Raw genomic sequence first — 26097 nt, 5'->3', positions numbered from 1 at the left:
TCATGAATACAATTGAAAATTTTTCTCTTAAAGAATACAATACCTTTGGCATTGAAGCCAAAGCCAAACAATTTGTCTCTGTATCCAGTTCGGAAGAACTAATTGAAGTTTTGAAAACTAATTCCTCTACCCCTATTTTTATTTTGGGCGGTGGCAGTAACATGCTACTCACTAAGGATATTGATGCTTTAGTAATTCATATTAATTTAAAAGGTAAAAAAATTATACGTGAAGATGCCGATTTTGCTTGGGTTGAAGGTATGGCCGGTGAAAACTGGCATGAATTTGTATTATGGACTATAGAGCAAGGTCTTGGTGGATTGGAAAACCTATCCTTAATACCGGGAAATGTTGGTACCACTCCCATTCAAAACATTGGGGCTTATGGTGTAGAAATCAAAGATACTTTTGATCACTGTACTGCTATTTCCAAAAAAACAGGAGAAGAAGTAACTTTTGACCGTGATGCCTGTAAATTTGATTACCGTGAAAGTATTTTTAAAAATGAGGCAAAAGACCAATTTGTCATTACCAAAGTAGTTTATAAACTCACCAAGAGAAATCACAAAAAAAACACTTCATACGGAGCAATTGAGCAAGAATTAGCCTCAAACAACATAATTCATCCTACTCTAAAAGATATCAGTAATGCTGTAATTTCCATCCGCAATAGCAAGCTTCCCAACCCCAAAGAATTAGGTAATAGCGGTAGCTTTTTTAAAAATCCTATTGTACCCATGGCTGAATTTAAAAAAATTCAATCGCAATTTCCGGATATGCCATTCTATAAAATTTCTGAAAACGAAATTAAAGTTCCAGCGGGTTGGCTCATAGAAACCGCCGGTTTTAAAGGCAAAAAATTTGGGAATGCGGGAATTCATTCCAAGCAAGCCCTGGTTTTGGTAAATTATGGCCAAGCCACCGGAAATGAAATTTGGGAAGTTTCAAAACATATTCAACAAACTATTTGGGATAAATTTGGCATAAAAATAGAAGCCGAAGTAAACATTATCTAGTAAAATTCACTTGTATTTTGTTTTGAAAAATCAAAATAAATCAAGGGACATTTTGTAACTTTGCCCTATCAAAAAAAGATATTGAAAAATGAAATTGATTTTACTCACAATTGGACTTTTAGCAATTGCTTTTGCAGGAATTGCCATAAAAATATGGAGCAAAAAAAATGGTAAATTTTCGGGAACCTGTGCCAGCCAAAGTCCATTTTTAAACAAAGATGGAGAAAACTGTAGCTTTTGCGGCAAAACACCCGAACAAATGAAAGATTGTTCAGAACCATCACACTCATAACAATAGCTTATCTACTCATGCTAGACATTGTTTTGTACCTTTTTATAGGGGTTATTTTTATTCAAATGCTTTATTATGTTTTGGTTTTTGGCAAATTTTCATTTGCTAAAAATGTGACAAATCAGCCCAAGCGTATTCCCATATCCGTTATTGTTTGTGCCAAAAATGAAGAAGAAAATGTAAAAAAGTTTGTTCCGCTTTTGTTGGAACAAAATTATCCCGATTTTGAAGTGGTGCTAATTGACGACTCTTCTTCAGACAATACTTTGGAAATCTTTGAAGAATTTGAAAAAAAGTACAGCAATATCAAATTAGTTAAAGTAATCAATAACGAAGCATTCTGGGGTAATAAAAAATTTGCATTAACCTTAGGCATAAAAGCCGCAAAAAACGAATACCTATTGTTTACAGATGCCGATTGTTATCCAACTTCACCCAATTGGATTAAGGAAATGTCTTCTCATTTTACCCTAAAAAAAACCATTATACTAGGTTATGGAGCCTATGAAAAAATAAACCATTCGTTTTTAAATAAATTAATCCGATTTGAAACGGCTCTCACAGCAACCCAATATTTGGGCTGGGCTAAAATAGGCAAACCCTACATGGGTGTCGGAAGAAACTTAGCCTACAAAAGAGAAGAATTTTTCAAAGTAAATGGTTTTATAGATCATATGAAACTTCGCTCCGGAGACGATGACTTGTTTATCAACCAAGCCGCAACTTCAGAAAATACAACTCTCTGTTTTTCAAAAGAAAGTTTCACCTATTCCAAACCCAAAACCTCATTCAAAGATTGGTTTAATCAAAAAAGAAGACATGTTTCTACAGCTACCTATTACAAAGCTTGGGATCGTTTTCAATTAGGGCTGTTTTTCATTTCACAACTTCTATTCTTGATTTTAGCAGTGGGGTTACTTTTACTGCAACACCAATGGATCCTAGTTGCTTCTTTAATTGCGTTTCGCTATTTGTTTGCATGGATTTCTTTGGGCTATGCTGCCGGAAAACTAAACGAAAAAGACGTTGTACTGTGGTATCCTATTTTGGAAATAAGTTTGATAGTTACACAATTGAATGTATTTTTTACTAACTTGTTTTCAAAACCTGTACATTGGAAATAAAAAAAATCATAGATAAAGCGGTCGCAGGAGACCAAGGAGCCTTTACTGCCTTATTGGATATGTATTGGAATGAGGTCTATGGTTTTATGCTGAAAAGAACCGAGAATGAAACAGATGCTGAAGATATTACCATCGAAACTTTTTCTAAAGCATTTGACAAATTGGGCCAATACAATCCTGATTTTCAATTCAATACTTGGCTAATTGCTATAGCCAAAAACGTTCATATTGATATGTTACGTAAAAAGAAAATTTCCCTTTTTGTTGACATAACAGACGATGAAGACCACCAAGCTTACAACGTAGCCGACACAACTCCTTCGGCTGAGGACAAAATTATAACTGAACAAAATTTAAAACGTTTGTTAGAGTTTATCAAAGAACTCAAACCCCATTACCAAGAAGTTATCCAACTTCGTTACTTTCAAGAAATGAGCTACCAAGAAATAGCCGAACAATTGAATGAACCCCTTAGCAATGTAAAAGTCAAACTGTTGAGAGCTAAAAAACTTTTGGCAGAAATCATCCTCAATAGATAATCCTTTTTTTGTTAGTTTTACAAAGCTAACCCAAGGATTATGAAAATCTTTACCTTTTCTGAAAATTCAAAAAAATTACTTAGCCTTCCTGTAATAGTTGCGGCACTAGGCTATTTTGTAGACATCTACGATTTGCTATTATTTGGCATCGTTAGAGTTCCTAGTCTTTTAGATTTGGGAATGGATGTGGATAAAGCCGGCACCTTAATTTTAAATTTTCAAATGGTAGGATTGCTTTTGGGAGGCATCCTTTGGGGCATATATGGCGATAAAAAAGGGAGACTTTCTGTGCTTTTTGGATCTATAATTGTCTATTCGTTAGCCAATATTGCTTGTGGCTTTTTACCCCAGATTCCGCTTTCAGATAAAGTTTGGGTATATGCCATTCTTCGATTCATAGCGGGGGTTGGCTTGGCAGGCGAATTGGGTGCAGGAATCACATTGGTAGCCGAAAGTTTGCCCAAAGAATTGAGAGCTAAAGGAACTTCAATTGTAGCTGGTTTTGGTCTGTTGGGTGCGGTTGTTGCTCAATTAACGGTAGAATGGGCAGAAAGTTGGACAATAGCCTATTTTATTGGAGGCGGAATGGGATTGGCCCTTTTAGTTCTTAGAATAGGTGTTGTAGAAAGCGGATTATACCAAAACCTCCAAAAAGAAAATGCTGTTGTAAAAGGCAACTTTCTTCATTTTTTTACAAATAAAAAACGATTTATCAAATATCTCAAATGCATTGCAATAGGATTGCCAACTTGGTTTTGCATTGGAATATTAGCCGTAATGGCCAATCAATTTGCCCCATACCTAGGGATAGAATCTGTAAATCCCGGGAAAGCCATCATGTGGGCCTATATCGGAATTTCGGTAGGCGACTTTGCCAGTGGTTTCATTTCCCATTTTCTAAAGTCGAGAAAAAAAGCTATTTTTTTTATGATGCTTTTTACTCTACTGGGCGTTATTTTACTTTTATACGGTCCTGCAAAAAACGAAAACATGTACTACTTTTATTGCACGTGGCTCGGACTGGGAACAGGGTATTGGGCTATGTTTGTGACAGTAGCTGCAGAACAATTTGGAACCAATATACGCAGTACAGCTACTACAACTGTACCCAACATGGTTAGAGGCTTACTCCCCTTAATGCTTTTAGGATTTGATTTTTTGAAAGTAGATTTCGGTGTCATCACGGCTGCCAGTATTGTTGGTGTGTTGGCTTTTGGTTTAGGTATTTATGCAACGCTAACTATTGAAGAAACACACGATAAAGATTTGGATTTCGTAGAATAACATTAAATTTCAATTCAAATTATCATTTCATACTTACCAAAGAATTAACAAAAAGAGATTTCTTTTTTCTATCTTTGTGTTTCAAAAAAAGGCTCTATGGAAACTGTTTTAGATAAAGCACAACCTTCGGTTGGTAAACCAAAATGGTTACGGGTAAAACTCCCAACCGGTCAAAAATATACCGAATTAAGAGGTCTGGTTGACAAATACAACTTAAACACCATTTGTACTTCCGGAAGTTGTCCTAATATGGGAGAATGTTGGGGAGAAGGTACTGCTACCTTTATGATTCTGGGAAATATTTGCACACGTTCCTGTGGATTTTGTGGTGTAAAAACCGGAAGACCCGAAACTGTTGATTGGGATGAACCTGAAAAAGTAGCCCGCTCTATAAAAATCATGAATATCAAGCATGCCGTTATTACCAGTGTAGATAGAGATGATTTGAAAGATATGGGTTCTATTTTATGGCAAGAAACCATTTGGGCCATTCGAAGAATGAACCCTAATACAACTTTAGAAACGCTTATACCCGATTTTCAAGGTGTTGAGAAAAACATCGATCGAATTATTGAAGCCAATCCCGAAGTGGTATCTCACAACATGGAAACCGTAAGACGATTGACACGAGAGGTTCGTATTCAAGCCAAATACGATAGAAGTTTAGAAGTTTTGAAATACCTAAAGGATAAAGGCATTCGCAGAACAAAATCGGGAATCATGCTGGGTCTCGGAGAAACAGAGGAAGAAGTTATTCAAACCCTCAAAGATCTCCGTACGGTTAATGTTGATATTGTAACCCTTGGACAATACCTCCAACCTAGCAAAAAACATTTACCTGTAAAAGAGTTTATCACGCCGGAGCAATTTAAAAAATATGAAGAGATAGGCAAAGAATTGGGCTTCCGTCACGTAGAAAGCGGAGCTTTGGTTCGCTCATCCTATCATGCCCAAAAACACATACTGTAACTCTTAACTTTCAAGTTTCAGGAGTGTAATTTAGTACAGCTGAAACTTGAAATTTGAATTTTTTCAACTTGAAACAAAAAACGACTATAGCCATAAACGGTTTTGGAAGAATTGGAAGAAATCTTTTTCGATTACTTCTCCATCATCCTACCCTTGAAGTTATCGCAATAAACGATATTGCCGATACGCAAACCATGGCTCACTTACTTAAATACGATAGTATTCATGGTGTTTTACCCCAAACCGTTTCCTATAATGAAAATGCTTTAATTGTAGATGGAAAAGCTTTCGCCTACAGCAGAAAAAAGCATATCACTGACATCAATTGGCAAGGAGTAGACTTTGTTGTAGAAAGCACCGGAAAATACAAGACTTATGAGCAAGCATATTTACACATTCAAGCAGGTGCCCAAAAAGTAATTCTCTCTGCTCCACCCGAAGATGATCAAATTAAAACCATTGTTTTAGGGGTTAACGAATCGATATTAGACGGATCAGAATTAATTGTTTCCAATGCCAGTTGCACCACAAACAATGCTGCTCCAATGATAAAAATTATCGATGATCTTTGTGGTATTAAACAAGCCTACATAACAACGGTACACTCCTATACAACCGATCAGAGTTTGCACGATCAACCTCATAAAGATTTAAGAAGAGCTCGTGGAGCATCACAATCTATTGTTCCCACAACTACAGGTGCAGCAAAAGCCTTAACTAAGATATTCCCAAAACTCGAAGGTAAATTAGGTGGAAGTGGCATTAGAGTTCCCGTACCTGATGGTTCGTTGACAGATATTACGTGTTATGTAGGACGAGAAGTTACCATTGAGGCTATAAATCAAGCCTTTCAAAAAGCGGCTCAACAAGAACTAAAAGGAATTCTTGATTTTACAAAAGACCCTATCGTTTCTGTAGATATAATTGGGAACAAACATTCTTGTTTGTTTGATGCACAACTCACTTCGGTAATTGATAAAATGGTAAAAGTTGTAGGTTGGTATGACAATGAAATAGGATATTCCTCACGAATTATTGACTTAATTGGGTATATTTCAAATAAATAGCTAAATTTAACCTTTAAATTAACCCATTTATGAAATTATACTACTTCATCATTCTGCTTTTTGGCATCACAATGACAGCTCAAAATGAAGGTGAAAATTCAGAATCCAACGATTCTGTAGACTATTTTATAGAGCTAGCCCAATTTCATAAAAAAAATAACAACTACAGAAGTTCTCAAGATTATATTCAAAAAGCAATTCAATTTGCTGAAAATAATAAAGACATCAATGCACAAGCAGACGCTTATCTTTTTTTAGGAAATTTATATTTCGAATTGAACAAAATTGAAGATGCCATTCAAATTTATACCAAAACTATCGCTTTATACCAAACCCAACTCCCATGTTACAACCAAGCCTATACTTTCTACAATTTAGGTCTTTGTTTTATAGAATTAAAAAATTATGCCAAAGCGGAATTTTACTTCAAAAAAGCAGAGCAAATATTTGACATTATAGAAGTACCGCAAGCCAAAGAGATGGTAAACTTGCAAAAAGGGATTGTATACCGTGCCAAAGGGGAAAATGAATTGGCTTTGAGTATTCTCAATAGTGTGCTTTCAAATAGTACAGATGAAGACCCTTTTAAAACTAGAGCCGACGCCTTTTACCATATTGGTCTCATTGAAAGTGACAATAAAAGATACAATCTTGCCCTGAATTATTTTAATAAAGCTTTGGATTTAAGCAAGACAAATCAAAATGCAGAACTCATAGCCGAGACAACTCAATCACTTAGTCAAGTATATGAAAAATTGATGGATTTGACCAATTCGCATAAATATTTAAAGCTTCATGTTCAAATAAGAGACAGCATTAGAGAAGTTAACAACAAACGCATTGGAACCGAAGATTTCTTAAGCTTTAAAGAAACCGAAAGACTCAAAGCTATTGAACAATTGGATAAAGAAAACAAAGAGCAACAAAGAGCTAATAAATTTTCGAAACTCATTAGTATTTTAAGTATCGCACTCATCACCATTTTATCACTTTTGAGCCTTTCATTGTATAAAAACAATATCATTCGAAGTGAATCGAATAAGTTATTACAAGAAAAAAACAAAGAACTGCAACTTGCCAAAGACAAAGCAGAAAAGGCTTCAAAAGCCAGAGCCGAATTTCTCTCTACAGTAAGTCATGAATTAAGAACTCCTCTAAATGCAATAAATGGTATTACCCATCTTTTATTGGAAGAAAAACCCAAAAAATCGCAATTGGAATACCTGACTTCTCTTAAATTTTCGGGAGACTATTTATTGAGCTTTATAAACGATATCTTGGAAATTAACCGTGTAGAAAGCGAAAACATTGAAATAGAAAGTATCAATGTGAACATAACCCAATTGCTCGAAGACCTTCAAAATTCGTTCAAAGACATTGCTTCTAAAAACAACAACCAATTTGTGTTGGATTTAGACCCGAAAATTCCGGAAAATTTAATTGGCGACCCAACCAAATTGTCTCAAATTTTTATCAATTTGATTAATAATGCTCTAAAGTTTACCAAAGACGGTTCGGTTACTGCCAAAGCAAAAGTGGTTTCCCAAAATGGAACAACCACAGGAATTCATTTTGAAATTTCTGATACCGGAATTGGAATTCCCCCCGAAAAACAAAAAAGTATTTTTGAAAGTTTCTCCCAAGGCTCTGTAGAAATCAACAGAAAATATGGCGGTACCGGATTGGGGTTGGCTATAGTAAAAAGATTGGTCAATCTTTTAGGAGGGGAAATTCAATTGGAAAGTACAGTAGGGGTTGGCTCTACCTTTTCATTTGATTTGGATTTCGAACTGGGACAACAAACTTTTGTTGAAGTCAAAAAACAATACGACGAGTCTGTTTTTGTGGGTAAAAAAGTATTGGTTGTTGAAGACAATAAGATCAATCAAATGATTACCAAAAAAATGTTGGAAAACAAACAAATTGAATGCGATTTAGTAGATAGTGGTGAAGAAGCCATTGAATCGGTTCGCAATCATACTTACGACTTGGTTTTAATGGATGTGCATCTGCCGGGTATTAATGGTACAATAGCCACAGAAACCATTAGACAATTCAATACTTCTATTCCCATTATTGCTTTAACGGCTATTTCACTCAATGAGAATAGAGAAATGTTGCTTTCTTATGGTATGAATGATGTGGTAACCAAACCTTTCAACCCGGATAATTTTTATAAAGTTATTGCCAGTTTGTTATCCTAATACACAACACCATCTTTCATAACAAATAAAACCTTTTCCAAAGTTTTAATATTTTCAAGTGGATTATCTTCTACCGCTATGATATCGGCAAGGAAATTTTCTTTTAATTGTCCCAATTGATTTTCCATACCCAAAAGCTTGGCATTGGTGAGTGTAGCCGATTGAATAGCTTGTATTGCTGGCATACCGGCCTCTACCATATAAAAGAACTCTTTTCCGTTTTGACCGTGCGGAAAAACACCTGCATCGGTACCAAAAGCAATCTTTACTCCTTTTTGATAACATTTGGCAAATGTCGACTGAATTTGCGGACCTACTTCCAGAGCTTTAGGTCGAACAATCTCGGGATAAAAACCGGTTACTTTGGCTTTCTCGGCCACTTCTTTTCCGGCAGTTATAGTGGGCACCAAGTATACATCAAATTTTTTCATCAATTCCATGGTAGCTTCACTCATAAAGGTTCCGTGTTCTATTGTTTTAATACCACCCAAGATAGCTCTTTGCATACCTTCATCACCATGAGCGTGTGCAGCGGTAAGCATAGAATAATCAGCTGCAGTTTGGGTTATGGCTTTAATTTCTTCTAGAGTAAACTGTGGATTTTTACCACTTTTGGCTACGCTCAAAACACCTCCGGTAGCAGTGATTTTAATCACATCGGCACCTTCTTTATAACGTTGTCTTACTGCTTTAACGGCATCTTCAGGTGAGTTTATAACGCCTTCTTTGGGCCCGGGATCTCCCATTAAAAGTCGCTTACTGCCATTAGTGGGATCGGCATGACCTCCGGTTGTGGCTATAGATTTTCCGGCAGCAAAAATTCTGGGTCCGGGAACTGTTCCTTTATTTATAGCATTTCGTAATGAAATATTTACACCTGTACCCCCTAAATCTCTAACCGTTGTGAAACCTGCTTTTAAAGTTGTGAGAGCTATACGAACCGATTCAAAAGCGATATCTGCCTCGTTATCCAAATAGGCCGACATATAACTAGAAGCATTGAATTCATTTTCCATGTGAACATGCATATCTATAAGGCCGGGTAAAACAAACTTATTTTTTAAATCAATTTCAACATCTTCTGGTTTTGCTTTTGAAACATACCCCGAGACGATTTTCACTATACGTGTTCCGGAAACCACAAGCGTTTGCTCTGTACTTATTTTACCCGTTTTTACATCCAAAATCTTTCCGCAATGCAAATACAGGTCTTGAGCACTTACTGAAATCATGAAGAACAATAACCCTAAAACCAAACCGTATTTTTTCATAATTATAAATTTTAATTTCTCGTTTGAAACTGTAAAAAAGAGGTGAAAAAGAACCTAAACCTTAGGATTGTGCCGAAATAAATTCGCGAATTAACTGACGAACATGCGGTTCTGCTTTTTGTGCTGCTAATAGTACCTCATCGTGATTCACTTCTTCAATATTCTCTTCATCACCCATATCGGTAATAACCGATACGCCAAGACAAGCCAAATCCATATGTCGAGCTACGATAACTTCGGGAACGGTAGACATTCCTACACAGTCTGCTCCCAGAATTTTAACCATTTTGTATTCTGCCAAAGTTTCAAAAGTTGGACCTTGCAAGCCCAAATAAATTCCGTCTTTTACTTCAATCTGGTTTTGCAAAGCAATAGCTTTGGCTTTTAAAATCAACTCTTTCGAATAGGGCTCACTCATGTTTACAAACCGAGGTCCAAATCTTTCCTCATTTTTACCCCGCAAAGGATGGTCTGGAAATAAATTAATGTGGTCTTTGATTAAAACGATATCCCCTACTTTGTAATTCGGATTCACGCCTCCCGATGCATTAGAAACAATCAAAGTTTGAATGCCCATATACCGCATTACACGCACCGGAAAAGTAACCGTTTGCATGTCATACCCTTCGTAATAATGAAAACGGCCTTGCATAGCAACTACAGAAATGCCATTGATTTTTCCAAAAACTAAGGCTCCGGAATGTCCCTGAACGGTTGAAATGGGAAAATTTGGTATCTCACTGTAGGGTATAGTGAAATCTATAGCTATATCTTGCGTAAAAGAACCCAAACCGGAACCAAGTATGACCCCATAAACGGGACTGTAGTTTGTTCGTTCTTTCAAGTAATTAACTGTTTCTTGTACTTTGTTCCACATAATTTAAAATTTGTTTATTGAAATCGTCTCCTTTTGCGAGAAAAACACTTTGTATCGGTAAATAAAATAATTGAGTCGGATTGATTTTTCCCTTCAGTCTAACAAAATCTTTTTCGGTTGTAATTATACGTTTATTTTGCGATTTGTTTTGAATATTTTGAATATCCTTTTCCGAAAAATCATGGTGATCCGGAAATTCTAAAATCGCATCAGATTGGTTTTGCATGTAGTTAAAAAACGGTTGCGGTTTGGCAATACCGGCTACCAGTAATTTGGGGGAGTTTTTGATAAAATCTACCGTATGATTTTCGGTTTCAGAATACACTTTATCATCGTATTGAATGGATGAAAAATAAAGTTGTTGTTCCGCTGAAAGTTTCAGTTTTTTCCGTATTAGGTTTTGCTCTTTTTCGGAAAGATTAACCGGACATTTGGTTACGACAACTACTGATGCCCGTTTGGCTCCACTCCTACTTTCACGAAGGTTTCCCATGGGTAAAATAAAATCATCGGTATACAAATCTTGGTAAGCTGTGAGTAAGATATAAAAACCGGCTTTTACTTTCCGATGTTGAAATGCATCATCCAGCAATACCACTTGGGGTTTTTTATCCAAGGTAAGTAATTGGCCTACTCCTCTTTTCCGATTGGCGTCTACAGCCACATGAATAGAAGGGAATTTTTGAAAGTATTGAAACGATTCGTCTCCTATATCATCTGCTGTTACCCCTTTATTAGCTAAAACAAAACCGTTTGTTTTTCGCTTGTATCCTCTACTGAGAACTGCCAAATTGTAATGCGGTTCCAAAAGGCGAACCAGATATTCAATTTGAGGTGTTTTTCCGGTACCCCCTACACTCAAGTTTCCAACCGCAATAACAGGTATAGAAAACGAATGCGATTTAAATATTCCAAGATCATAAAAACTATTGCGAAGGGCGGTAACAAGACCGTACAAAATAGCAAAAGGAAAAAGTATTTTTCGAAATAAATTCATAGTACGAAAGTACGTATTATTGCGTAAATCACCTCATTTTTACCCACGAAAATAAAAAAATGTACACGCCATAAAATAAGGACCGCAAAATAATTTCTTATGTTTGTAGCTGTAAAGAAATAAAAATGAAACTGAACAATTTAGTATCCATTTTAGATGAATGGGCTCCTCTGGCTTATGCCGAAGATTTTGACAATGTAGGCCTTTTAGTTGGTAATCCGGAACAAGATATCACGGGGATTTTAGTTTGCCATGATGCCCTAGAAAAGGTTATAGACGAAGCCATTCAAAAAAAGTGTAACCTCATTGTCTGTTTTCATCCCATTCTTTTTTCGGGTTTAAAAAAAATAACCGGAAAAACCTATGTTGAACGTGTAGTTCTCAAAGCGATTCAAAACCATATTGCAATTTATGCCGTGCATACGGCTCTAGACAATCATCCGGATGGAGTCAATCAAATTATTTGCAATCAGTTGGGATTACAAAACACAAAAATTTTGGTTCCAAAAGAAAAATTCATTCGCAAGTTGGTAACCTACACCGTTCCGGAAAATCACCTCCATTTGCGGAATGCTTTATTTGAAGCCGGAGCCGGAAACATTGGCAATTATGACCATTGTAGTTTCAATTCCCACGGAATTGGTTCGTACAGAGGCAATGAGAAAAGCAATCCCGAAATAGGCGAACGCTTTGAATTTGTGGAAAATAAAGAAATTAAAATTGAAGTCACTTTTGAAAAACATTTAGAATCAAAAATTTTGAATGCTTTATTCAAAAACCATGTATATGAAGAAGTGGCTTATGAAATTTACGAATTGCAAAATCAAAATCAAAACTTAGGTTTGGGAAAAATTGGGGAATTCGATCAGCCCCTTTCGGAAAATGAATTTTTACAACTGGTAAAAACCCAAATGAAGTGTGAATCCATCAGACATTCGGCTTTTCTTAATCGTCCCATAAAAAAAGTTGCGGTTTTGGGTGGTTCCGGCAGTTTTGCCATTTCGCAGGCAAAAAAGTTAGGTGCCGATGCTTTTTTAACCGCCGATTTGAAATACCACCAATTCTACGAAGCTGAAAATCAATTACTTTTGGCCGATATTGGCCATTACGAAAGCGAAAGATACACAAAAAACTATATTGTTGATTTTCTTATCAAAAAAATTCCTAATTTTGCCATCATTTTATCAGAACAAAATACAAATCCAGTTAAGTACTTTTAGATTATGACAAACGTAAAAGAAATGAGTGTGGAAGAGAAGTTGAGAGCACTCTATGACTTGCAGTTAATAGACTCAAGAATTGATGAAATCAGAAACGTGAGAGGTGAATTGCCACTTGAAGTACAAGATTTAGAAGATGAAGTAGCGGGTTTGAAAGCACGTAACGAAAAATTGAAAGCCGATTTGGAAAATATTGACGACCAAATTAAAGCTAAAAAAAATGCCATTGAAGCTCACAAAGAAGGCATAAAAAAATATACCGAGCAACAAAAAAACGTACGAAACAATAGAGAGTTCAATTCGTTGACCAAAGAGATTGAATTTCAAGAATTGGAAATTCAATTGAACGAGAAGCACATCAAAGAAATGAAAGCTTCTATTGAATACAAAAAACAACAAGTAGCCGAATCTCAAGAAAAATTAACGGCCAAACAATCTCATTTAGAGCATAAAAAAGCTGAATTAGGTGATATTATGGCTGAAACTCAAAAAGAAGAAGAGTTTTTAATGCAACTTTCTAAAGAATATGCAGCTAAAATTGAAGATCGTTTATTGGCTGCATACCACAGAATTCGTACCAGCGTTAGAAATGGCTTAGCAGTCGTATCTATAGAACGTGGTGCCTCTGCCGGATCGTTTTTTACCATTCCACCACAAACTCAAGTTGAAATTGCTGCCCGCAAGAAAATTTTAACCGATGAGCACAGTGGAAGAATATTGGTAGACAATGTTCTAGCCTCAGAAGAAAGAGAGAAAATGGAAGCTATATTTGCTAACATCTAAAATACGAAACCCCGAACATATCGGGGTTTTTTTATGACTAAAAGTATTACTACCCTTATTGTAAAAGCCATTGGTTTTTATATCAATTGCCTAAGTTTTATTCTGCCCCAAAAAGCGGGCAAATTAGCCTATAAATTTTTCAGTGAACCTCGTAAAGGAAAACTCAATCTGCAAAATTTACCCGAAGTTCTCAAGACAGCTGAATTAGAAATTTTGAATACCGAAACAGCTGAATTTCCGGTTTACATTTGGAAAGGTAATGAAACCAAAATTCTATTGGTTCACGGTTGGGAAAGCAACGCCGCTCGATGGGAAGCCTTTTTGCCTCACATTTTAAAAACCGGTAGTACGGTCTTGGCTTTGGATGCACCGGCTCACGGTTTGGCATCTGGCAAAGAATTTAACGTTCCTTCTTATGCTTTGTGCCTAGATCGGGTTTTTAAAACATACCAACCCGGCTTCATGATAGGCCATTCTATTGGAGGTGCGGCTTGTTTGTATTACCAACATTATTTTCAAAATACCGCTTTAAACAAAATGGTGATTTTGGGAGCTCCTTCAGACCTATCGGTTTTAATTGAAAATTATGCCCAATTGTTGAGTTTAAACCGCAAAGTGGTAAACTTACTCGAGCTGCATTTTTACCGCAAATTTCAGAAAAAAACATCCGATTTTAGAGGCTCCAAATTGGCCTCAAATCTAACAATTGAAGGAATAATTTCTCACGACACCGAAGACGATGTGGTAGCTTTTGACGAAAGTTTAAAAATAAAGAAAGCTTGGAAAAAAGCTCATTTTATTGAAACCCAAGGCTTAGGTCATAGTATGCATGATGTACAACTCTACAATCGCATTGTTGAATTCCTTTTTCAAAATCAATAACCTATCTTTGCACTATGGAAGAAACGGGCAAACGCATCAATAAATTTTTATCCGAATCGGGGTTTTGTTCTCGAAGAGAGGCCGATAAACTCATTGCCGAAGGAAGAGTAACTCTTAACGGAAAAGTGCCAGAGATGGGAACCAAAGTAGGAGAAACCGATGAAGTTCGGGTAGATGGAAAGCTCATACAAGAAAAGAAAGCCCAATCTATTTACTTGGCTTTTAATAAACCGGTGGGTATAGAATGTACCACCAATACAGAAGTACGAAACAACATTGTAGATTACATTAATTATCCGGAACGCCTATTCCCTATTGGAAGATTGGATAAAGCGAGTGAAGGTTTAATTTTCATGACTAATGATGGAGATATTGTTAACAAAATACTTCGAGCCCGAAATAACCACGAAAAAGAATATATAGTTACCGTTGATAAACCCATTACAGATCGTTTTATTCAACGGATGGGAAATGGAGTTCCTATTTTGGATACTGTAACCCGAAAATGTAAAGTTGAACAGCTGAGCAAATATGTTTTTAAAATTGTTTTAACCCAAGGTTTAAACCGTCAAATTCGTAGAATGTGTGACTATTTGGGATATGAAGTAAAAGCCTTGAAACGCATTCGTATTATCAACATAAGTTTGGATGTACCTACCGGAAGATACCGAGAGCTTACGGCAGCTGAAATCAAAGAATTGAATCGTTTAATTGAACCTTCGAGTAAGACCGAAGAAGCCAGTTTACCCAAAATAGCACCCCAAAAAACAAGTTTTAAATTGCAACAAAATAAAAGAAAACCCAAATAAAAAAAGACGCTTCAATGAGCGTCTTTTTTATTTATTTACTTGGCTTGAGTCGTTTTTGTTCTCTGGCGAGCAAAGTGTTTTTTAACAGCATGGCAATGGTCATGGGGCCTACCCCACCGGGAACCGGGGTAATATAGGACGCTCTTTTGCTTACATTTTCAAAATCAACATCACCGGTTATGCGGTATCCTTTTTCGTTGGTTTCATCCAAAACCCGTGTAATTCCCACATCAATTACTACTGCATCATCTTTAATCATTTCGGCTTTTAAATAATTTGGAACCCCCAAAGCGGTAATAATAATATCGGCTTGCGTGGTAATTTGAGCAATATTTTTGGTATAGCTATGCGTTAAAGTTACGGTAGAATTGCCGGGAAACCCTTTTCGTCCCATCAAAATACTCATGGGTCTACCCACAATATGACTCCTTCCAATAACCACAGTGTGTTTTCCTTTGGTTTCTACATTATAGCGTTCCAAGAGTTCTAATATTCCGAAAGGAGTTGCAGGAATAAACGTACTCATGTCCAGTGCCATTTTTCCGAAATTTTCAGGATGAAAACCGTCTACGTCTTTGCTGGGATCAATAGACATGATAACATGTTGGGTATCTATTTGTTTGGGAAGCGGTAACTGTACAATAAATCCGTCTACAGAATCGTCTTCGTTGAGTTCCTTTATCTTTTTTAACAATTCGGTTTCAGAAGTAGTACTGGGCATTTTAATCAACGTACTTTCAAAGCCTACTCTTTCGCAAGCCTTAACTTTACTGCCTACATAGGTTAAACTGGCTCCGTCGTTCCCAACAATAATAGCGGCCAAGTGGGGGACTTTTTCGCCTTTAGTTTTCATTTTTTGGACTTCGGCTGCAATTTCGTTTTTGATGTCTTCGGCAATTTTTTTTCCGTCTAGTAGTTCCATAATATAAAATAAAGTGTTGTGTTTTTTAAAAAAAATAAGACGCGTTTGTACGCGTCTTTGTGTTATCTCATGCCTTTCATTCCTCCCATCATCCGGGCTAAGTTTTTGGCTCCGCCTCCTTGCATCATTTTCATCATTTTACTCATTTGATCAAATTGCTTCATCAATTGGTTTACTTGCTCTACTTTGGTTCCGGAACCTTTGGCAATTCGTATTTTGCGTTTTCCGTCTATCAATGCGGGCTTACTTCGCTCTGCGGGAGTCATAGAGTGGATTATAGCCTCAATATGTTTGAACGCATCGTCTTCTATCTCAACATCTTTTAAGGCTTTTCCGGCTCCGGGAATCATGCCCACCAAATCTTTCATGTTCCCCATTTTTTTAATTTGTTGAATTTGCACTAAGAAATCATCAAAACCAAACTCGTTTTTAGCAATTTTCTTTTGCAATTTTCGAGCTTCTTCTTCATTATATTGTTCTTGAGCTCTTTCAACCAAAGAAATAACGTCTCCCATTCCCAAAATCCTATCGGCCATACGAGAGGGATAGAAAACATCAATGGCTTCCATTTTTTCACCTGTACCGATGAATTTAATGGGTTTATTTACTACCGATTTAATGGATAATGCAGCTCCACCTCGGGTATCACCATCCAATTTGGTTAAAATAACGCCGTCAAAATTTAAGCGGTCGTTAAAGGCTTTGGCTGTATTTACGGCATCTTGCCCGGTCATAGAATCTACTACAAACAAGGTTTCCTGTGGCTGAATGGCTTGATGCACATGGGCAATTTCGTTCATCATTTGTTCATCAATGGCCAAACGACCGGCGGTATCTACAATTACCACATTAAATCCGTTGGCTTTGGCATGCTTTATGGCATTTTGAGCAATGGAAACCGCGTCTTTATTCTCGGGTTCCGAGTATACGTCTACCCCAATTTGACCTCCAACCACATGCAATTGGTTGATAGCAGCAGGACGGTATATATCACAGGCAACCAAAAGTGGTTTTTTTCCTTTTTTGGTTTTTAAATAATTGGCTAATTTTCCTGAGAAAGTTGTTTTACCCGAACCTTGTAAACCCGACATTAAAATAACCGTGGGTTGACCGGAAAGGTTAATTCCAACTTCAGAGCCTCCCATCAATTCGGTTAATTCGTCTTTAACCAATTTAACCATTAACTGCCCCGGTTGTAGAGAAGTTAATACGTTTTGTCCGATGGCTTTTTCTTTTACCGTATTGGTAAAATCTTTGGCTATTTTAAAATTCACGTCGGCATCCAACAAGGCTCTACGTACCTCTTTTAGGGTATCGGCTACGTTAACTTCGGTAATTTTACCGTGTCCTTTTAGAATATGAAGGGCTTTATCGAGTTTATCGCTTAAATTACTGAACATAATTTGGATTATCTTTTAATGAATTGCAAAGATAACATAAAGCAAACAAGCATCAAAAAATGATTTTAAGATATTTTTTAAAAATAAGGTAGGGTAATTCGATTTTAATTTGTTTTAAAATCATAAATCTAAAAACTAAAACGCGATGAAAAACAAAAAAATTCTTTGGGTACTTCTAGCTGGAATATTTGTAACTTCTTGTTCCAACGAAGACAATTCCAATTCGGATGGAAATAATAATCTTCGAATTGTTGCCAAAGCCAGTTATTCCGGGAATACTGGTAGAAATGACAATGCTGTTACCGTTTCTGACTTTAAAATCAATTTAAGAGAAATTGAATTTGAACTGGATGACGATTTTTATGATGACGACGATGATGATTATGGAGATGGATTTTATGGAGATGACGATGAATTTGAATTGAGAGGCCCTTTTGAATTGGATTTACTTAGTGGAGAAACGACTATTACTACCATTAATATTCCAAATGGTGTTTATGAAGAAGTTGAATTTAAAATGGCCAGAAACACCAATCCTGATAGCGAATTGTTTAACAAATCGGTTCTTATTAGAGGAATGATAGGCACTACCCCTTTTGTTTTTTGGCACAATATTGATGAGGATTTTGAAATTGATTATGAAGATGCCGGACAAAACTTAGTCATAGCAAATAATACAGCCACATTAGTGATTAATTTTAATTTAGATGCCGTTTTAGCCTATGTAGATTTAAGTGCTGCTCAAGATGGTAATGGGGATGGTTTAATAGAAATTAGCCCCGTAGATACAGATGGCAATCAAGCTTTGGCTCATTTGATAAAAGATAAAATTGAGGAGTACACTGATTTGTTGGACGATTAATTCCAAATACCACAAATAACCCTAAAAAGCCATACGTAAAGTATGGCTTTTTTTTGTAGCTGAAATACTTTGAATAGGTGAATATTTAAGTCTTTATGAAAACGCTCTGTAAAGACCGTTGTTTAACTTTTTGACTTCTTCTTCTTATTTATTCTTTCAATCTTCTATAACGTAATAATGCTTCATTCGCGAACTGAACGCTTATAATCTCTAAAATTATATTTTAAATCCCTTGTTGGTGTTGATTTTTGTAATGCATTCAATGTAAAAGTAAAACATCTAAAGTAGTAAAAACCAATGCCTCTTGATTTTATATTATAGAAACCCATTTAAAACAAAAAAACCATTCACAAGGAATGGTTTTAAAAATAGAGATTTAAATCTAATTTTTCTGAAAGGTTAATAAATCTATACTTCCATCACCACCACTTACATGTCTTAATTCTATGCGGGATGATGTTACAGAAACGATTCGCCAATCTTCACTAATTTCTTCAAAAGGACCGGTTGTAGCCGTGAAGGTAAGTATTAATTTGGGAGTGCTGTCATCTGTTCCTGTGGTCCAAGTACCGGTACGAACCGTAGTACCGTTAGTCGCTTCTACTGTAGCATTGGCATTGAAGGTAAAATTGTAACCGTTGTAATTTGAAGTTTGGACTACACCATCTTCTGAAAACAAAGTCACTCTCCAAGAACCGGATACAATTGAATTTTGCGTTTGAATAATGAGTTGACTTGATGAGGGATTGGAATCATCATCACTACTACAAGTAGAGGCCAAATTCAGTAATAAGATACTGCTCAAAACGGGAATTAAAAAAAATTTTTTCATTGGTTATAAAGGGTTAGGTTATTCATTTTAAATCTTAGAAAAAGTGAGGTATTCGTCGTTATCATCCTCTTTGAGTTGAATTGTATTGTTTGAAAAATCAAAGAGTTCCCAATCATCTACTAATTCTTGCAAAAGAGAATTCTCAAACGTTAAATCTAGTTTATTTACACCGTCGTCTTCGTAAAAACTCCAAGTCCCTGTTGAAGTAGTACCGTTTTTGACAACCTGAATCGTATTATTTGACAAAAAAGTAAACGTAAACCCCACATAATCATTGGTTTCATCACCGTCATCAAAAAAATAAGAAACTCTCCAAGATCCGGAAGTTAAAACCTCCTCAAAATTACCCGAAACTGCACTTGAGCCACATTGTGTTACGGCTGCTTCAAGCAAACTCTTGAGCTCTGCATTAGAATTGATTATTACAGTTTGACCTTGCGTATTTAGGGCAGAAATGGGATAATTAATTGAAAATACGGTTGTATTTTGAAGTGAAAATATAAAGTTTATTACCTGAGAATTGGAAAGTAAAGTTGTTTGATTTGCAGATTGATTGGAACTTTCATAAACGTTAACTGAAATAGGATAAACCAATGCACTACAAGTTAATTCACTCAAATCGTCTTGCGTAGCGATTAAATTTTGCAATGCCGTTGTATTGGCAATAACTACTTCTTGATAATTGCGTAAAACAACTGTTATGGGAAATGTGTAAAAAACCAAGTCATCATCTGTGTTGGATGCATTTTTGAGGTTTTCAATTAATGCGTAATCCGAAACACTCGAAACGGTTAAACTGGTGCCGTTTAAAGTTATACTAACTGGTAGTTTCACCCGAAACACGCTAGTACCATCCAATATATTATCTTCTGATGTAGGGTTTTGACTTACACGGGACAACAATTTGGTTACAGGTGAAGCTTTACTCAAATTGGCCACATCTTGTTGCAAACTCTCTTCTTCGGATTGACACGAAAAGGCTAATGCAAGTACTATACTTATCCCTACTATTTTATACACGTTTATCATAATCCTTTGAATTATTAACCAAACAAATAAAAACGAAATTACCCTACCCAAATTACTTTTTTTTTATAATTTCACCAAAGTTTTTAGAAACCAATGACAAATCTATCCCTTTTAGGACTTTGTGAAGAAAATAATTTCAATCGCTTTTTCAAAAATCAGGTTAAGGCTCTTCGCAATTATATGTATTACAAATTCGGCAATGCTGAACAAGCCGAAGATGTAACGCAAGAAGCCTTTATCAAACTTTGGGAAAACTGTGAAAAAGTGCCTTTGGAGAAAGCTAAATCCTATTTATACACCATTGCCAATAATACGAGCCTCAATCAAATTGCTCATCAAAAAGTAGTCTTAGAATATGCCAAAGCTGCACCAAAACAAGACAAAACGTTTGAAAGCCCGGATTTTCACATGGAAGAAGAGGAATTTAAAACCAAATTGCAAAAGGCTATTGCCAATTTAAACGAGGGCCAACGCACCTGCTTTTTGATGCACCGCATTGATGGTAAAAAATACAGTGAAATTGCTGACGCCTTGGGCATTAGCGTAAAAGCCGTTGAAAAAAGAATGCATTTGGCTCTCATCGAATTAAGAAAAGAATTTGATTATTTTAAGTAGGGTTTTTGAAATCCAAACGGTTATAGATAAAAATCCAATGATATGGAAGAAAACTACCCCTTAGCAAAATGGCTGAACAATGAACTGGAAGGAGACGAACTGAAAGCGTTTGAAGCCTCGAAAGATTTTGCCGTATACCAAAAAATAAAACAGTACTCAGGCGAATTGCAAACGCCTACTTTTGATGAAAATAAAATGCTTCACACGATTTTACAAAGGAAAAAAACAAAACCTATTTCACTCCAAAAAGTAGTGCTTCGCATTGCTGCTGTTGTCATCCTAAGTTTCGGAATTACCTTTGCCGTGAAAAATTTTACAAACTTCACGGAATATGCTCCCAATGGAGCCACAACAGCATTTTTGTTACCCGACAATTCAACCGTATTACTCAATTCGGGTTCGGAGATAGAATACAAAAAATGGAACTGGAACAACGAACGTAAACTGAAACTCAACGGTGAAGCTTATTTTAAAGTGGCCAAAGGGAAAAAATTTGAAGTAGCCACCGAAATAGGAAAAGTGACCGTATTGGGAACCCAATTCAATGTAAAAAACCGTAACAATCGCTTGGATGTGACGTGTTTTGAAGGAAAAGTACAAGTAAACTATCAAAACACTCAACACCTTTTAACCCAAGGAATGACGGTTTCGTTTGAAGACGGGCAACAACTGGTGGCAGACCAAACCGCACAAACCGAACCGGACTGGCTTTCAAAACAAGTGGCGTTTACTTCGGTAAAACTGCCGGCTATTATAGAAGAAATGATGCGTCAATACAATATTGCTATTCAAATGAACGGAAAAGCAACTCCACAACGATTTACCGGAACCATTCCGATGGACAACCTTGAGGTTGCTCTTGAAATTGTTGCGAACACGTATCATTTAAAAATAACGAAAATAGATGATTCAACCTATCGATTGGAATAGTGAATGAAGGTTAAAAAAGGGGGAATAACCCTATTGTTGCTTTTCTTGTGGGTTTTTGACCTTTATGGTCAGGAGCTCGGACCCACTATGCCTTTAAAAGAAATTTTACTTGAAATAGAAAAACAACACCAAGTTACTTTTAATTATATCGAAGAGGAAATTGTAGTTTATACACTACCTTCTCCGGCTTTAAAAAAAACTTTAGAAGAAAAAATCGATTATATCCAGAGTAAGACGACCTTGCGTTTTAAGTTTGTTAGCGACCGATTGATTACCATTTCCAATAACAAGAAACTAGACAAACCGCTTTGTGGGTATTTGTTGGATACCGATTCTAAAGTACCAATTTACAATGCAACCATACGCATTTCCGGTACCAATACCTTTGTGTTATCCGACGAAAAAGGCTTTTTTCAACTGCCTGTGGTTTCGCCCAACCCAATTGAAATCAGTCATGTGAATTACCAAGCTCAATCGGTTTTGATAAACGATTTGTATGTAGAAAATTGTCCCACATTTCTTTTGCAATATGCCATTCAGGAGCTGGAAGAAGTGGTAGCCGATGCCTATTTGACGGTAGGTATTCGCAAAAAAACAAATGGAACCTTTGAAATTAAACCCAAGAAATTCGGTATTCTACCCGGATTGGTGGAACCGGATGTGTTGCAAACCATGCAGCAAATTCCCGGCATCATAAGTGCCGATGAAACCATTGCCAATATCAATGTACGTGGCGGTACCCATGACCAAAATTTATTCCTTTGGAACGGGATTCGACTCTATCAAACCGGACACTTTTTTGGTTTAATCTCGGCTTTAAATCCAAATTTGGCCCATACCATTCAAATTTCGAAAAACGGCAGCTCTGCTTTTTATGGCGAAAGTGTGTCGAGTGTGATTGCTATTTCTTCTCGCAACTCTTCCGAAGAAAACACCTCAACTTTAGGGATGAACTTGCTGAATGCTGAATTTGCTTCCCGCATCAAAACCGGAAAAAACAACAGCATTGAAATTGCCGCCCGAAGATCGTTCACGGATGTTTTTAATTCGCCGACGTATAGAAATTACTTTAACCGTATTTTTCAAAACACCGAAGTGATTGATGTAACCAACAATCAAGACGTGAATTACGATAGCGAAGAAGATTTTTACTTTTATGATTTTACGGTGCAATTCCAACAAAAAATAGGTAAAAAAAGTGAATTATTCATTGATGGAATTGCCATTTCCAATGCGTTGACCTTTACGGAAAGTACATTGTCCAATTCACAATTGATTTCCAAAAACAGCAGGTTGAACCAAAACACTTTTGGCGGAAACCTGACGTGGAAAACCAAATGGAATGCCAAAAACGAAACCGAAATCAGTGTGTACAGTTCCTATTATGAGTTAGAGGGCAAAAATGAATCGGTAGAAGAAAATCAGGTATTGGTGCAGGAGAACACGATTTTAGACAATGGTTTTCGTTTGCGAAACCGTCACAAATTGAATCAAAACCTCACGTTGCACAACGGCTATCAGTTCAATGAAATCGGAATCAGAAGTTTTGATGATGTGAATGTTCCTCAATTTACCCGAACGGTGAAAGAAGTCTTGATGAGTCACGCTTTAATTGCGGAACTGGAATACCAATCGCTCAACCAAAAACTGTATGCTAAATTAGGCGTTAGAGGCAACTATTTTGATAAATGGTCGATGACGTTGATTGAACCGCGTTTGCATCTGAATTATGCTCTTTCCGAGCATTTAAAAGTGGAAGTTGCAGCGGAGCAAAAAAACCAAACCGCTTCGCAAATCATCGATTTACAACAAGACTTTTTAGGGGTGGAAAAACGCCGTTGGGTGTTGGCCAACAATGCAACCATCCCGATTCAAAAAAGCAATCAAGCTTCTATTGGTATGGTGTTTCGCCAAAACAATTGGCTCATTCATCCTGAAGCCTTTTATAAAAAAGTAACCGGCATCACCAGTTCCGGGCAAGGTTTTCAAAACCAATTGGAGTTTGTAAAAGTTACAGGAGCATACGAAGTATATGGTGTGGAAGTGCTCATTCAAAAACAAATAGCTCCATTTACTGGTTGGTTGAATTACAGCTTTAACAACAACGATTATACTTTTGAAGGCTACATTCCGCCGCAGTTTGCCAACAATTTTGAAGTGAACCACAGCCTAGCGTTGGGAGCTACTTATCAATGGAAAAACCTCAAATTGGCGTTGGGAGGCAAATGGTTTACCGGTCGACCCAACACCGTCCCGTTGAGCAATACCCCTATCTTTCCTACTCCTGACAACCCGTCGATTGCCTACAGTTTACCGAATGCCGAAAACCTGGATGCTTATTTTCAAGTGAACTTTTCCTCCTCGTATGCGGTGGCGTTGGGCCAAAAAACCAACCTCTTTTTGGGCGTCTCGGTGCTGAACCTCTTGAACCAACGCAATACCATCAATCGTTTTTACCGCATAAATCCCGGTAATGAAGCCATAGAAGAAGTCAACACCTATTCCTTGGAATTGACTCCAAATGCTTTTTTGAAGTTGAATTTTTAAATAAACCTTCATGGAATTTGGATGGATTAGGATTGAAGATTTGAATTCTTAATTCAACTACCTTCAACCCCTTCTTTATCCCTTTATCCTCCCTTTATCCTCCCTTTATCTTCCTTTTATCTTCCTTTTATCTTCCTTTTATCTTCCTTTTATCTTCCCTTTATCCTCCCTTTATCTTCCTTTTATCTTCCTTTTTCATTTTATCTTTCCTACATTATCCCTACACTATCCCTACACTATCCCTTCTTTATCCCTTAATCTTCCCTACATTATTCCTAGGCCTAACCGATTTTGAAATTGTTGTATGGGTTTCCTGTTTTTTTATTTTAAGGGGTTGAAAAACGAGTTCGTTATTTGGGCATACTGAGCCGTTAATTTTCCTGCTTTTTTTGGGGTAAAATGGTACCATTTTAATGCTTTGAGAACCTGGAAGATATTTTTTTTATATTTGAGAAAGATATAAGCCTAAACAAAAGATGAACTGGAAAGCCAAAACTGTAGTACATAAAGGAACACCCCGCATTGCTGTTTATTTTGAAAAAAATGCAGATTGTATTGCTCGAATTAAAACTTTTGAAGGAGCGAGATGGAGTTATAGTAACCAATATTGGCATTTGCCTGATACAGATGCAAATCGCTTGCATTTTAACCTTCCATTGGCTTCGACTTTAATTCCCAATGCTGAAGGAATCGCGAGTATTGAAACGTTTAAAAGATATCTTTTATCAAAACGCTACAGCCCAAATACGATTAACACGTATAGCGATGCCTTAAAATCGTTTTTAACATTTTGTAATACCAAAGCAATTAAAGACATTAGCAATGACGATGTTATTACTTACAATAACGATTACCTTTTGAAGAACAAATTTTCTTCTTCCTACCAAAACCAAATTGTAAACGCCATAAAGCTTTTCTTCAAAATAGTAAAAGAATCATCGATTGAAATAGACCAAATACATCGCCCGAAACGAGAAAAGACTTTGCCGAATGTTTTGAGTAAAGAAGAAGTAAGACGCATACTTGAGGCTCCAACTAATTTAAAACATAAAACCATGTTGAGTTTAATTTATTCCTGTGGTTTGAGATGTGGCGAATTATTGGCATTGCAACCCCATCACATTGATTCTAAACGAAATATAGTTTTATTAAAAAATTCAAAAGGCAAAAAGGATAGAATTGTTCCGTTGAGTTTAAAAATATTAGAGTTATTGAGAATCTATTATAAAGTTTACAAACCTCAAACGTATTTGTTTGAAGGGCAACATCCCGGAACGCCGTATTCTGATAAAAGTTTGCAAAGTGTTTTGAAACAGGCTTTACAAAAAGCCGGCATAAAAAAACCCGTTACGTTGCATTGGTTACGTCATAGTTATGCTACCCATTTGCTTGAGAGCGGGACCGATTTGCGGTATATTCAAGAATTATTAGGACACAACAGTAGTAAAACTACCGAGATTTATACGCATGTAAGTACCAAAAGTATTCAACATATAAAAAGTCCGTTTGATGATTTGTAAGATTTTTTTATTATTTTTGATAAACGATAGTTCTGAGATTTATCAGACTTATCTACCCAAAATTGGGTTGCTAAGTCTGATTTTGTCAGACATATAAACAAGTTGG

The 26097-nt window shown here is 36.4% G+C and carries 24 protein-coding genes; 17 read left to right on the top strand and 7 right to left on the bottom strand.

Translation table 11 applies throughout. The features are described from left to right. The first annotated feature begins 2 nt into the window (after positions 1-2). The 8 genes from murB (at position 3) to V7M80_RS10355 (ending at position 8495) form a co-directional block, all read left to right on the top strand. Positions 3-1016 (top strand): UDP-N-acetylmuramate dehydrogenase, encoded by a 1014-nt coding sequence (gene murB, locus V7M80_RS10390; protein ID WP_333695929.1) that lies wholly within the window; start codon positions 3-5, stop codon positions 1014-1016. A gap of 88 nt (positions 1017-1104) precedes the next feature. Next, complete coding sequence (locus V7M80_RS10385) at positions 1105-1308, top strand: membrane or secreted protein (RefSeq protein WP_333695927.1); 204 nt, start codon at positions 1105-1107, stop codon at positions 1306-1308. A gap of 17 nt (positions 1309-1325) precedes the next feature. After that, the gene (locus V7M80_RS10380) at positions 1326-2432 is read left to right on the top strand and encodes a glycosyltransferase (RefSeq protein ID WP_333695926.1); all 1107 of its coding nucleotides are present in this window, start codon (positions 1326-1328) and stop codon (positions 2430-2432) included. Next, complete coding sequence (locus V7M80_RS10375) at positions 2423-2971, top strand: RNA polymerase sigma factor (protein WP_333695924.1); 549 nt, start codon at positions 2423-2425, stop codon at positions 2969-2971. The genes V7M80_RS10380 and V7M80_RS10375 overlap by 10 nt, the downstream gene beginning before the upstream one ends. A 39-nt stretch (positions 2972-3010) precedes the next feature. After that, complete coding sequence (locus V7M80_RS10370; protein ID WP_333695922.1) at positions 3011-4255, top strand: MFS transporter; 1245 nt, start codon at positions 3011-3013, stop codon at positions 4253-4255. A 96-nt stretch (positions 4256-4351) separates the two neighbouring features. Next, positions 4352-5224, top strand: a complete 873-nt coding sequence (gene lipA / locus V7M80_RS10365; RefSeq protein WP_333695921.1) for a lipoyl synthase — start codon at positions 4352-4354, stop codon at positions 5222-5224. 68 nt (positions 5225-5292) lie between these two features. Beyond that, complete coding sequence (gene gap / locus V7M80_RS10360) at positions 5293-6291, top strand: type I glyceraldehyde-3-phosphate dehydrogenase (RefSeq protein WP_333695920.1); 999 nt, start codon at positions 5293-5295, stop codon at positions 6289-6291. A 29-nt stretch (positions 6292-6320) separates the two neighbouring features. Next, complete coding sequence (locus tag V7M80_RS10355; protein WP_333695919.1) at positions 6321-8495, top strand: tetratricopeptide repeat-containing hybrid sensor histidine kinase/response regulator; 2175 nt, start codon at positions 6321-6323, stop codon at positions 8493-8495. Here the strand turns inward: V7M80_RS10355 and V7M80_RS10350 are convergent. The 3 genes from V7M80_RS10350 to lpxK all read right to left on the bottom strand — a co-directional run bounded on the left by V7M80_RS10350 (position 8492) and on the right by lpxK (position 11640). Continuing rightward, positions 8492-9766 (bottom strand): metal-dependent hydrolase family protein, encoded by a 1275-nt coding sequence (locus V7M80_RS10350; protein ID WP_333695918.1) that lies wholly within the window; start codon positions 9764-9766, stop codon positions 8492-8494. The two genes, V7M80_RS10355 and V7M80_RS10350, sit on opposite strands and share 4 nt — an antisense overlap. A gap of 61 nt (positions 9767-9827) precedes the next feature. Beyond that, entirely contained in the window at positions 9828-10643 is an 816-nt protein-coding gene (locus V7M80_RS10345; protein WP_333695916.1) for a purine-nucleoside phosphorylase, read from the bottom strand. Next, positions 10615-11640, bottom strand: coding sequence for a tetraacyldisaccharide 4'-kinase (lpxK, locus tag V7M80_RS10340; RefSeq protein ID WP_333695914.1), 1026 nt, complete (start codon positions 11638-11640; stop codon positions 10615-10617). Before lpxK ends, V7M80_RS10345 begins: the two co-directional genes overlap by 29 nt. 125 nt (positions 11641-11765) lie before the next feature. Between lpxK and V7M80_RS10335 the strand changes: the two genes are divergently transcribed. The 4 genes from V7M80_RS10335 to rluF are packed head-to-tail and all read left to right on the top strand — an operon-like array spanning position 11766 to position 15334. Next, complete coding sequence (locus tag V7M80_RS10335; RefSeq protein WP_333695912.1) at positions 11766-12860, top strand: Nif3-like dinuclear metal center hexameric protein; 1095 nt, start codon at positions 11766-11768, stop codon at positions 12858-12860. Positions 12861-12863: 3 nt separating this feature from the next. After that, complete coding sequence (locus V7M80_RS10330; protein WP_333695911.1) at positions 12864-13643, top strand: zinc ribbon domain-containing protein; 780 nt, start codon at positions 12864-12866, stop codon at positions 13641-13643. 33 nt (positions 13644-13676) lie between these two features. Next, positions 13677-14525, top strand: coding sequence for an alpha/beta hydrolase (locus tag V7M80_RS10325; protein ID WP_333695909.1), 849 nt, complete (start codon positions 13677-13679; stop codon positions 14523-14525). Positions 14526-14539: 14 nt separating this feature from the next. Continuing rightward, complete coding sequence (gene rluF, locus V7M80_RS10320) at positions 14540-15334, top strand: 23S rRNA pseudouridine(2604) synthase RluF (RefSeq protein ID WP_333695907.1); 795 nt, start codon at positions 14540-14542, stop codon at positions 15332-15334. 31 nt (positions 15335-15365) lie between these two features. On the opposite strand, the gene V7M80_RS10315 is transcribed toward rluF, so the two are convergent. Together V7M80_RS10315 and ffh are read right to left on the bottom strand one after the other, a co-directional pair. Beyond that, the gene (locus V7M80_RS10315) at positions 15366-16256 is read right to left on the bottom strand and encodes a bifunctional 5,10-methylenetetrahydrofolate dehydrogenase/5,10-methenyltetrahydrofolate cyclohydrolase (RefSeq protein WP_333695905.1); all 891 of its coding nucleotides are present in this window, start codon (positions 16254-16256) and stop codon (positions 15366-15368) included. A 62-nt stretch (positions 16257-16318) separates the two neighbouring features. Next, positions 16319-17656, bottom strand: a complete 1338-nt coding sequence (gene ffh / locus V7M80_RS10310; RefSeq protein ID WP_333695903.1) for a signal recognition particle protein — start codon at positions 17654-17656, stop codon at positions 16319-16321. 145 nt (positions 17657-17801) lie between these two features. Between ffh and V7M80_RS10305 the strand changes: the two genes are divergently transcribed. Further along, a complete protein-coding gene (locus V7M80_RS10305; RefSeq protein WP_333695902.1) occupies positions 17802-18518 on the top strand; it encodes a hypothetical protein in 717 nt (238 codons plus the stop codon). A 382-nt stretch (positions 18519-18900) separates the two neighbouring features. On the opposite strand, the gene V7M80_RS10300 is transcribed toward V7M80_RS10305, so the two are convergent. Continuing rightward, the gene (locus V7M80_RS10300; RefSeq protein WP_333695901.1) at positions 18901-19350 is read right to left on the bottom strand and encodes a hypothetical protein; all 450 of its coding nucleotides are present in this window, start codon (positions 19348-19350) and stop codon (positions 18901-18903) included. Positions 19351-19377: 27 nt separating this feature from the next. Beyond that, complete coding sequence (locus V7M80_RS10295) at positions 19378-20370, bottom strand: hypothetical protein (RefSeq protein ID WP_333695900.1); 993 nt, start codon at positions 20368-20370, stop codon at positions 19378-19380. A 102-nt stretch (positions 20371-20472) separates the two neighbouring features. Here V7M80_RS10295 and V7M80_RS10290 point away from each other — a divergent pair, with 102 nt between their 5' ends. The 4 genes from V7M80_RS10290 to xerA all read left to right on the top strand — a co-directional run bounded on the left by V7M80_RS10290 (position 20473) and on the right by xerA (position 25991). Beyond that, positions 20473-20994: an RNA polymerase sigma factor gene (locus V7M80_RS10290; protein ID WP_333695899.1), complete on the top strand. Its 522-nt coding sequence runs from the start codon at positions 20473-20475 to the stop codon at positions 20992-20994. 42 nt (positions 20995-21036) lie between these two features. Continuing rightward, complete coding sequence (locus V7M80_RS10285; RefSeq protein ID WP_333695897.1) at positions 21037-21924, top strand: FecR family protein; 888 nt, start codon at positions 21037-21039, stop codon at positions 21922-21924. 3 nt (positions 21925-21927) lie between these two features. Further along, positions 21928-24471, top strand: coding sequence for a TonB-dependent receptor (locus tag V7M80_RS10280; protein WP_333695896.1), 2544 nt, complete (start codon positions 21928-21930; stop codon positions 24469-24471). Positions 24472-24947: 476 nt separating this feature from the next. Beyond that, positions 24948-25991 carry a site-specific tyrosine recombinase/integron integrase gene (xerA, locus tag V7M80_RS10275; RefSeq protein ID WP_333695894.1) on the top strand — a complete coding sequence of 348 codons (1044 nt, stop codon included), beginning with the start codon at positions 24948-24950 and terminating at the stop codon, positions 25989-25991. The last annotated feature ends 106 nt before the right edge of the window (positions 25992-26097 follow it).

It is taken from the genome of Flavobacterium sp., assembly GCF_036759525.1.
GTDB lineage: Bacteria > Bacteroidota > Bacteroidia > Flavobacteriales > Flavobacteriaceae > Flavobacterium.
This window is presented reverse-complemented; position numbering and strand designations above follow the sequence as displayed.

What these genes read in the sequence shown, in the direction of transcription:
- lpxK (WP_333695914.1), bottom strand. Translation starts at nt 11,640, where the DNA reads ATGAATTTATTTCGAAAAATACTTTTTCCTTTTGCTATTTTGTACGGT.
- V7M80_RS10325 (WP_333695909.1), top strand. Translation starts at nt 13,677, where the DNA reads ATGACTAAAAGTATTACTACCCTTATTGTAAAAGCCATTGGTTTTTAT.
- V7M80_RS10315 (WP_333695905.1), bottom strand. Translation starts at nt 16,256, where the DNA reads ATGGAACTACTAGACGGAAAAAAAATTGCCGAAGACATCAAAAACGAA.
- V7M80_RS10330 (WP_333695911.1), top strand. Translation starts at nt 12,864, where the DNA reads ATGACAAACGTAAAAGAAATGAGTGTGGAAGAGAAGTTGAGAGCACTC.
- V7M80_RS10305 (WP_333695902.1), top strand. Translation starts at nt 17,802, where the DNA reads ATGAAAAACAAAAAAATTCTTTGGGTACTTCTAGCTGGAATATTTGTA.
- ffh (WP_333695903.1), bottom strand. Translation starts at nt 17,656, where the DNA reads ATGTTCAGTAATTTAAGCGATAAACTCGATAAAGCCCTTCATATTCTA.
- xerA (WP_333695894.1), top strand. Translation starts at nt 24,948, where the DNA reads ATGAACTGGAAAGCCAAAACTGTAGTACATAAAGGAACACCCCGCATT.
- V7M80_RS10290 (WP_333695899.1), top strand. Translation starts at nt 20,473, where the DNA reads ATGACAAATCTATCCCTTTTAGGACTTTGTGAAGAAAATAATTTCAAT.
- V7M80_RS10380 (WP_333695926.1), top strand. Translation starts at nt 1,326, where the DNA reads ATGCTAGACATTGTTTTGTACCTTTTTATAGGGGTTATTTTTATTCAA.
- rluF (WP_333695907.1), top strand. Translation starts at nt 14,540, where the DNA reads ATGGAAGAAACGGGCAAACGCATCAATAAATTTTTATCCGAATCGGGG.
- V7M80_RS10285 (WP_333695897.1), top strand. Translation starts at nt 21,037, where the DNA reads ATGGAAGAAAACTACCCCTTAGCAAAATGGCTGAACAATGAACTGGAA.
- V7M80_RS10385 (WP_333695927.1), top strand. Translation starts at nt 1,105, where the DNA reads ATGAAATTGATTTTACTCACAATTGGACTTTTAGCAATTGCTTTTGCA.
- V7M80_RS10280 (WP_333695896.1), top strand. Translation starts at nt 21,928, where the DNA reads ATGAAGGTTAAAAAAGGGGGAATAACCCTATTGTTGCTTTTCTTGTGG.
- V7M80_RS10335 (WP_333695912.1), top strand. Translation starts at nt 11,766, where the DNA reads ATGAAACTGAACAATTTAGTATCCATTTTAGATGAATGGGCTCCTCTG.
- V7M80_RS10350 (WP_333695918.1), bottom strand. Translation starts at nt 9,766, where the DNA reads ATGAAAAAATACGGTTTGGTTTTAGGGTTATTGTTCTTCATGATTTCA.
- V7M80_RS10345 (WP_333695916.1), bottom strand. Translation starts at nt 10,643, where the DNA reads ATGTGGAACAAAGTACAAGAAACAGTTAATTACTTGAAAGAACGAACA.
- V7M80_RS10370 (WP_333695922.1), top strand. Translation starts at nt 3,011, where the DNA reads ATGAAAATCTTTACCTTTTCTGAAAATTCAAAAAAATTACTTAGCCTT.
- V7M80_RS10300 (WP_333695901.1), bottom strand. Translation starts at nt 19,350, where the DNA reads ATGAAAAAATTTTTTTTAATTCCCGTTTTGAGCAGTATCTTATTACTG.
- murB (WP_333695929.1), top strand. Translation starts at nt 3, where the DNA reads ATGAATACAATTGAAAATTTTTCTCTTAAAGAATACAATACCTTTGGC.
- V7M80_RS10355 (WP_333695919.1), top strand. Translation starts at nt 6,321, where the DNA reads ATGAAATTATACTACTTCATCATTCTGCTTTTTGGCATCACAATGACA.
- lipA (WP_333695921.1), top strand. Translation starts at nt 4,352, where the DNA reads ATGGAAACTGTTTTAGATAAAGCACAACCTTCGGTTGGTAAACCAAAA.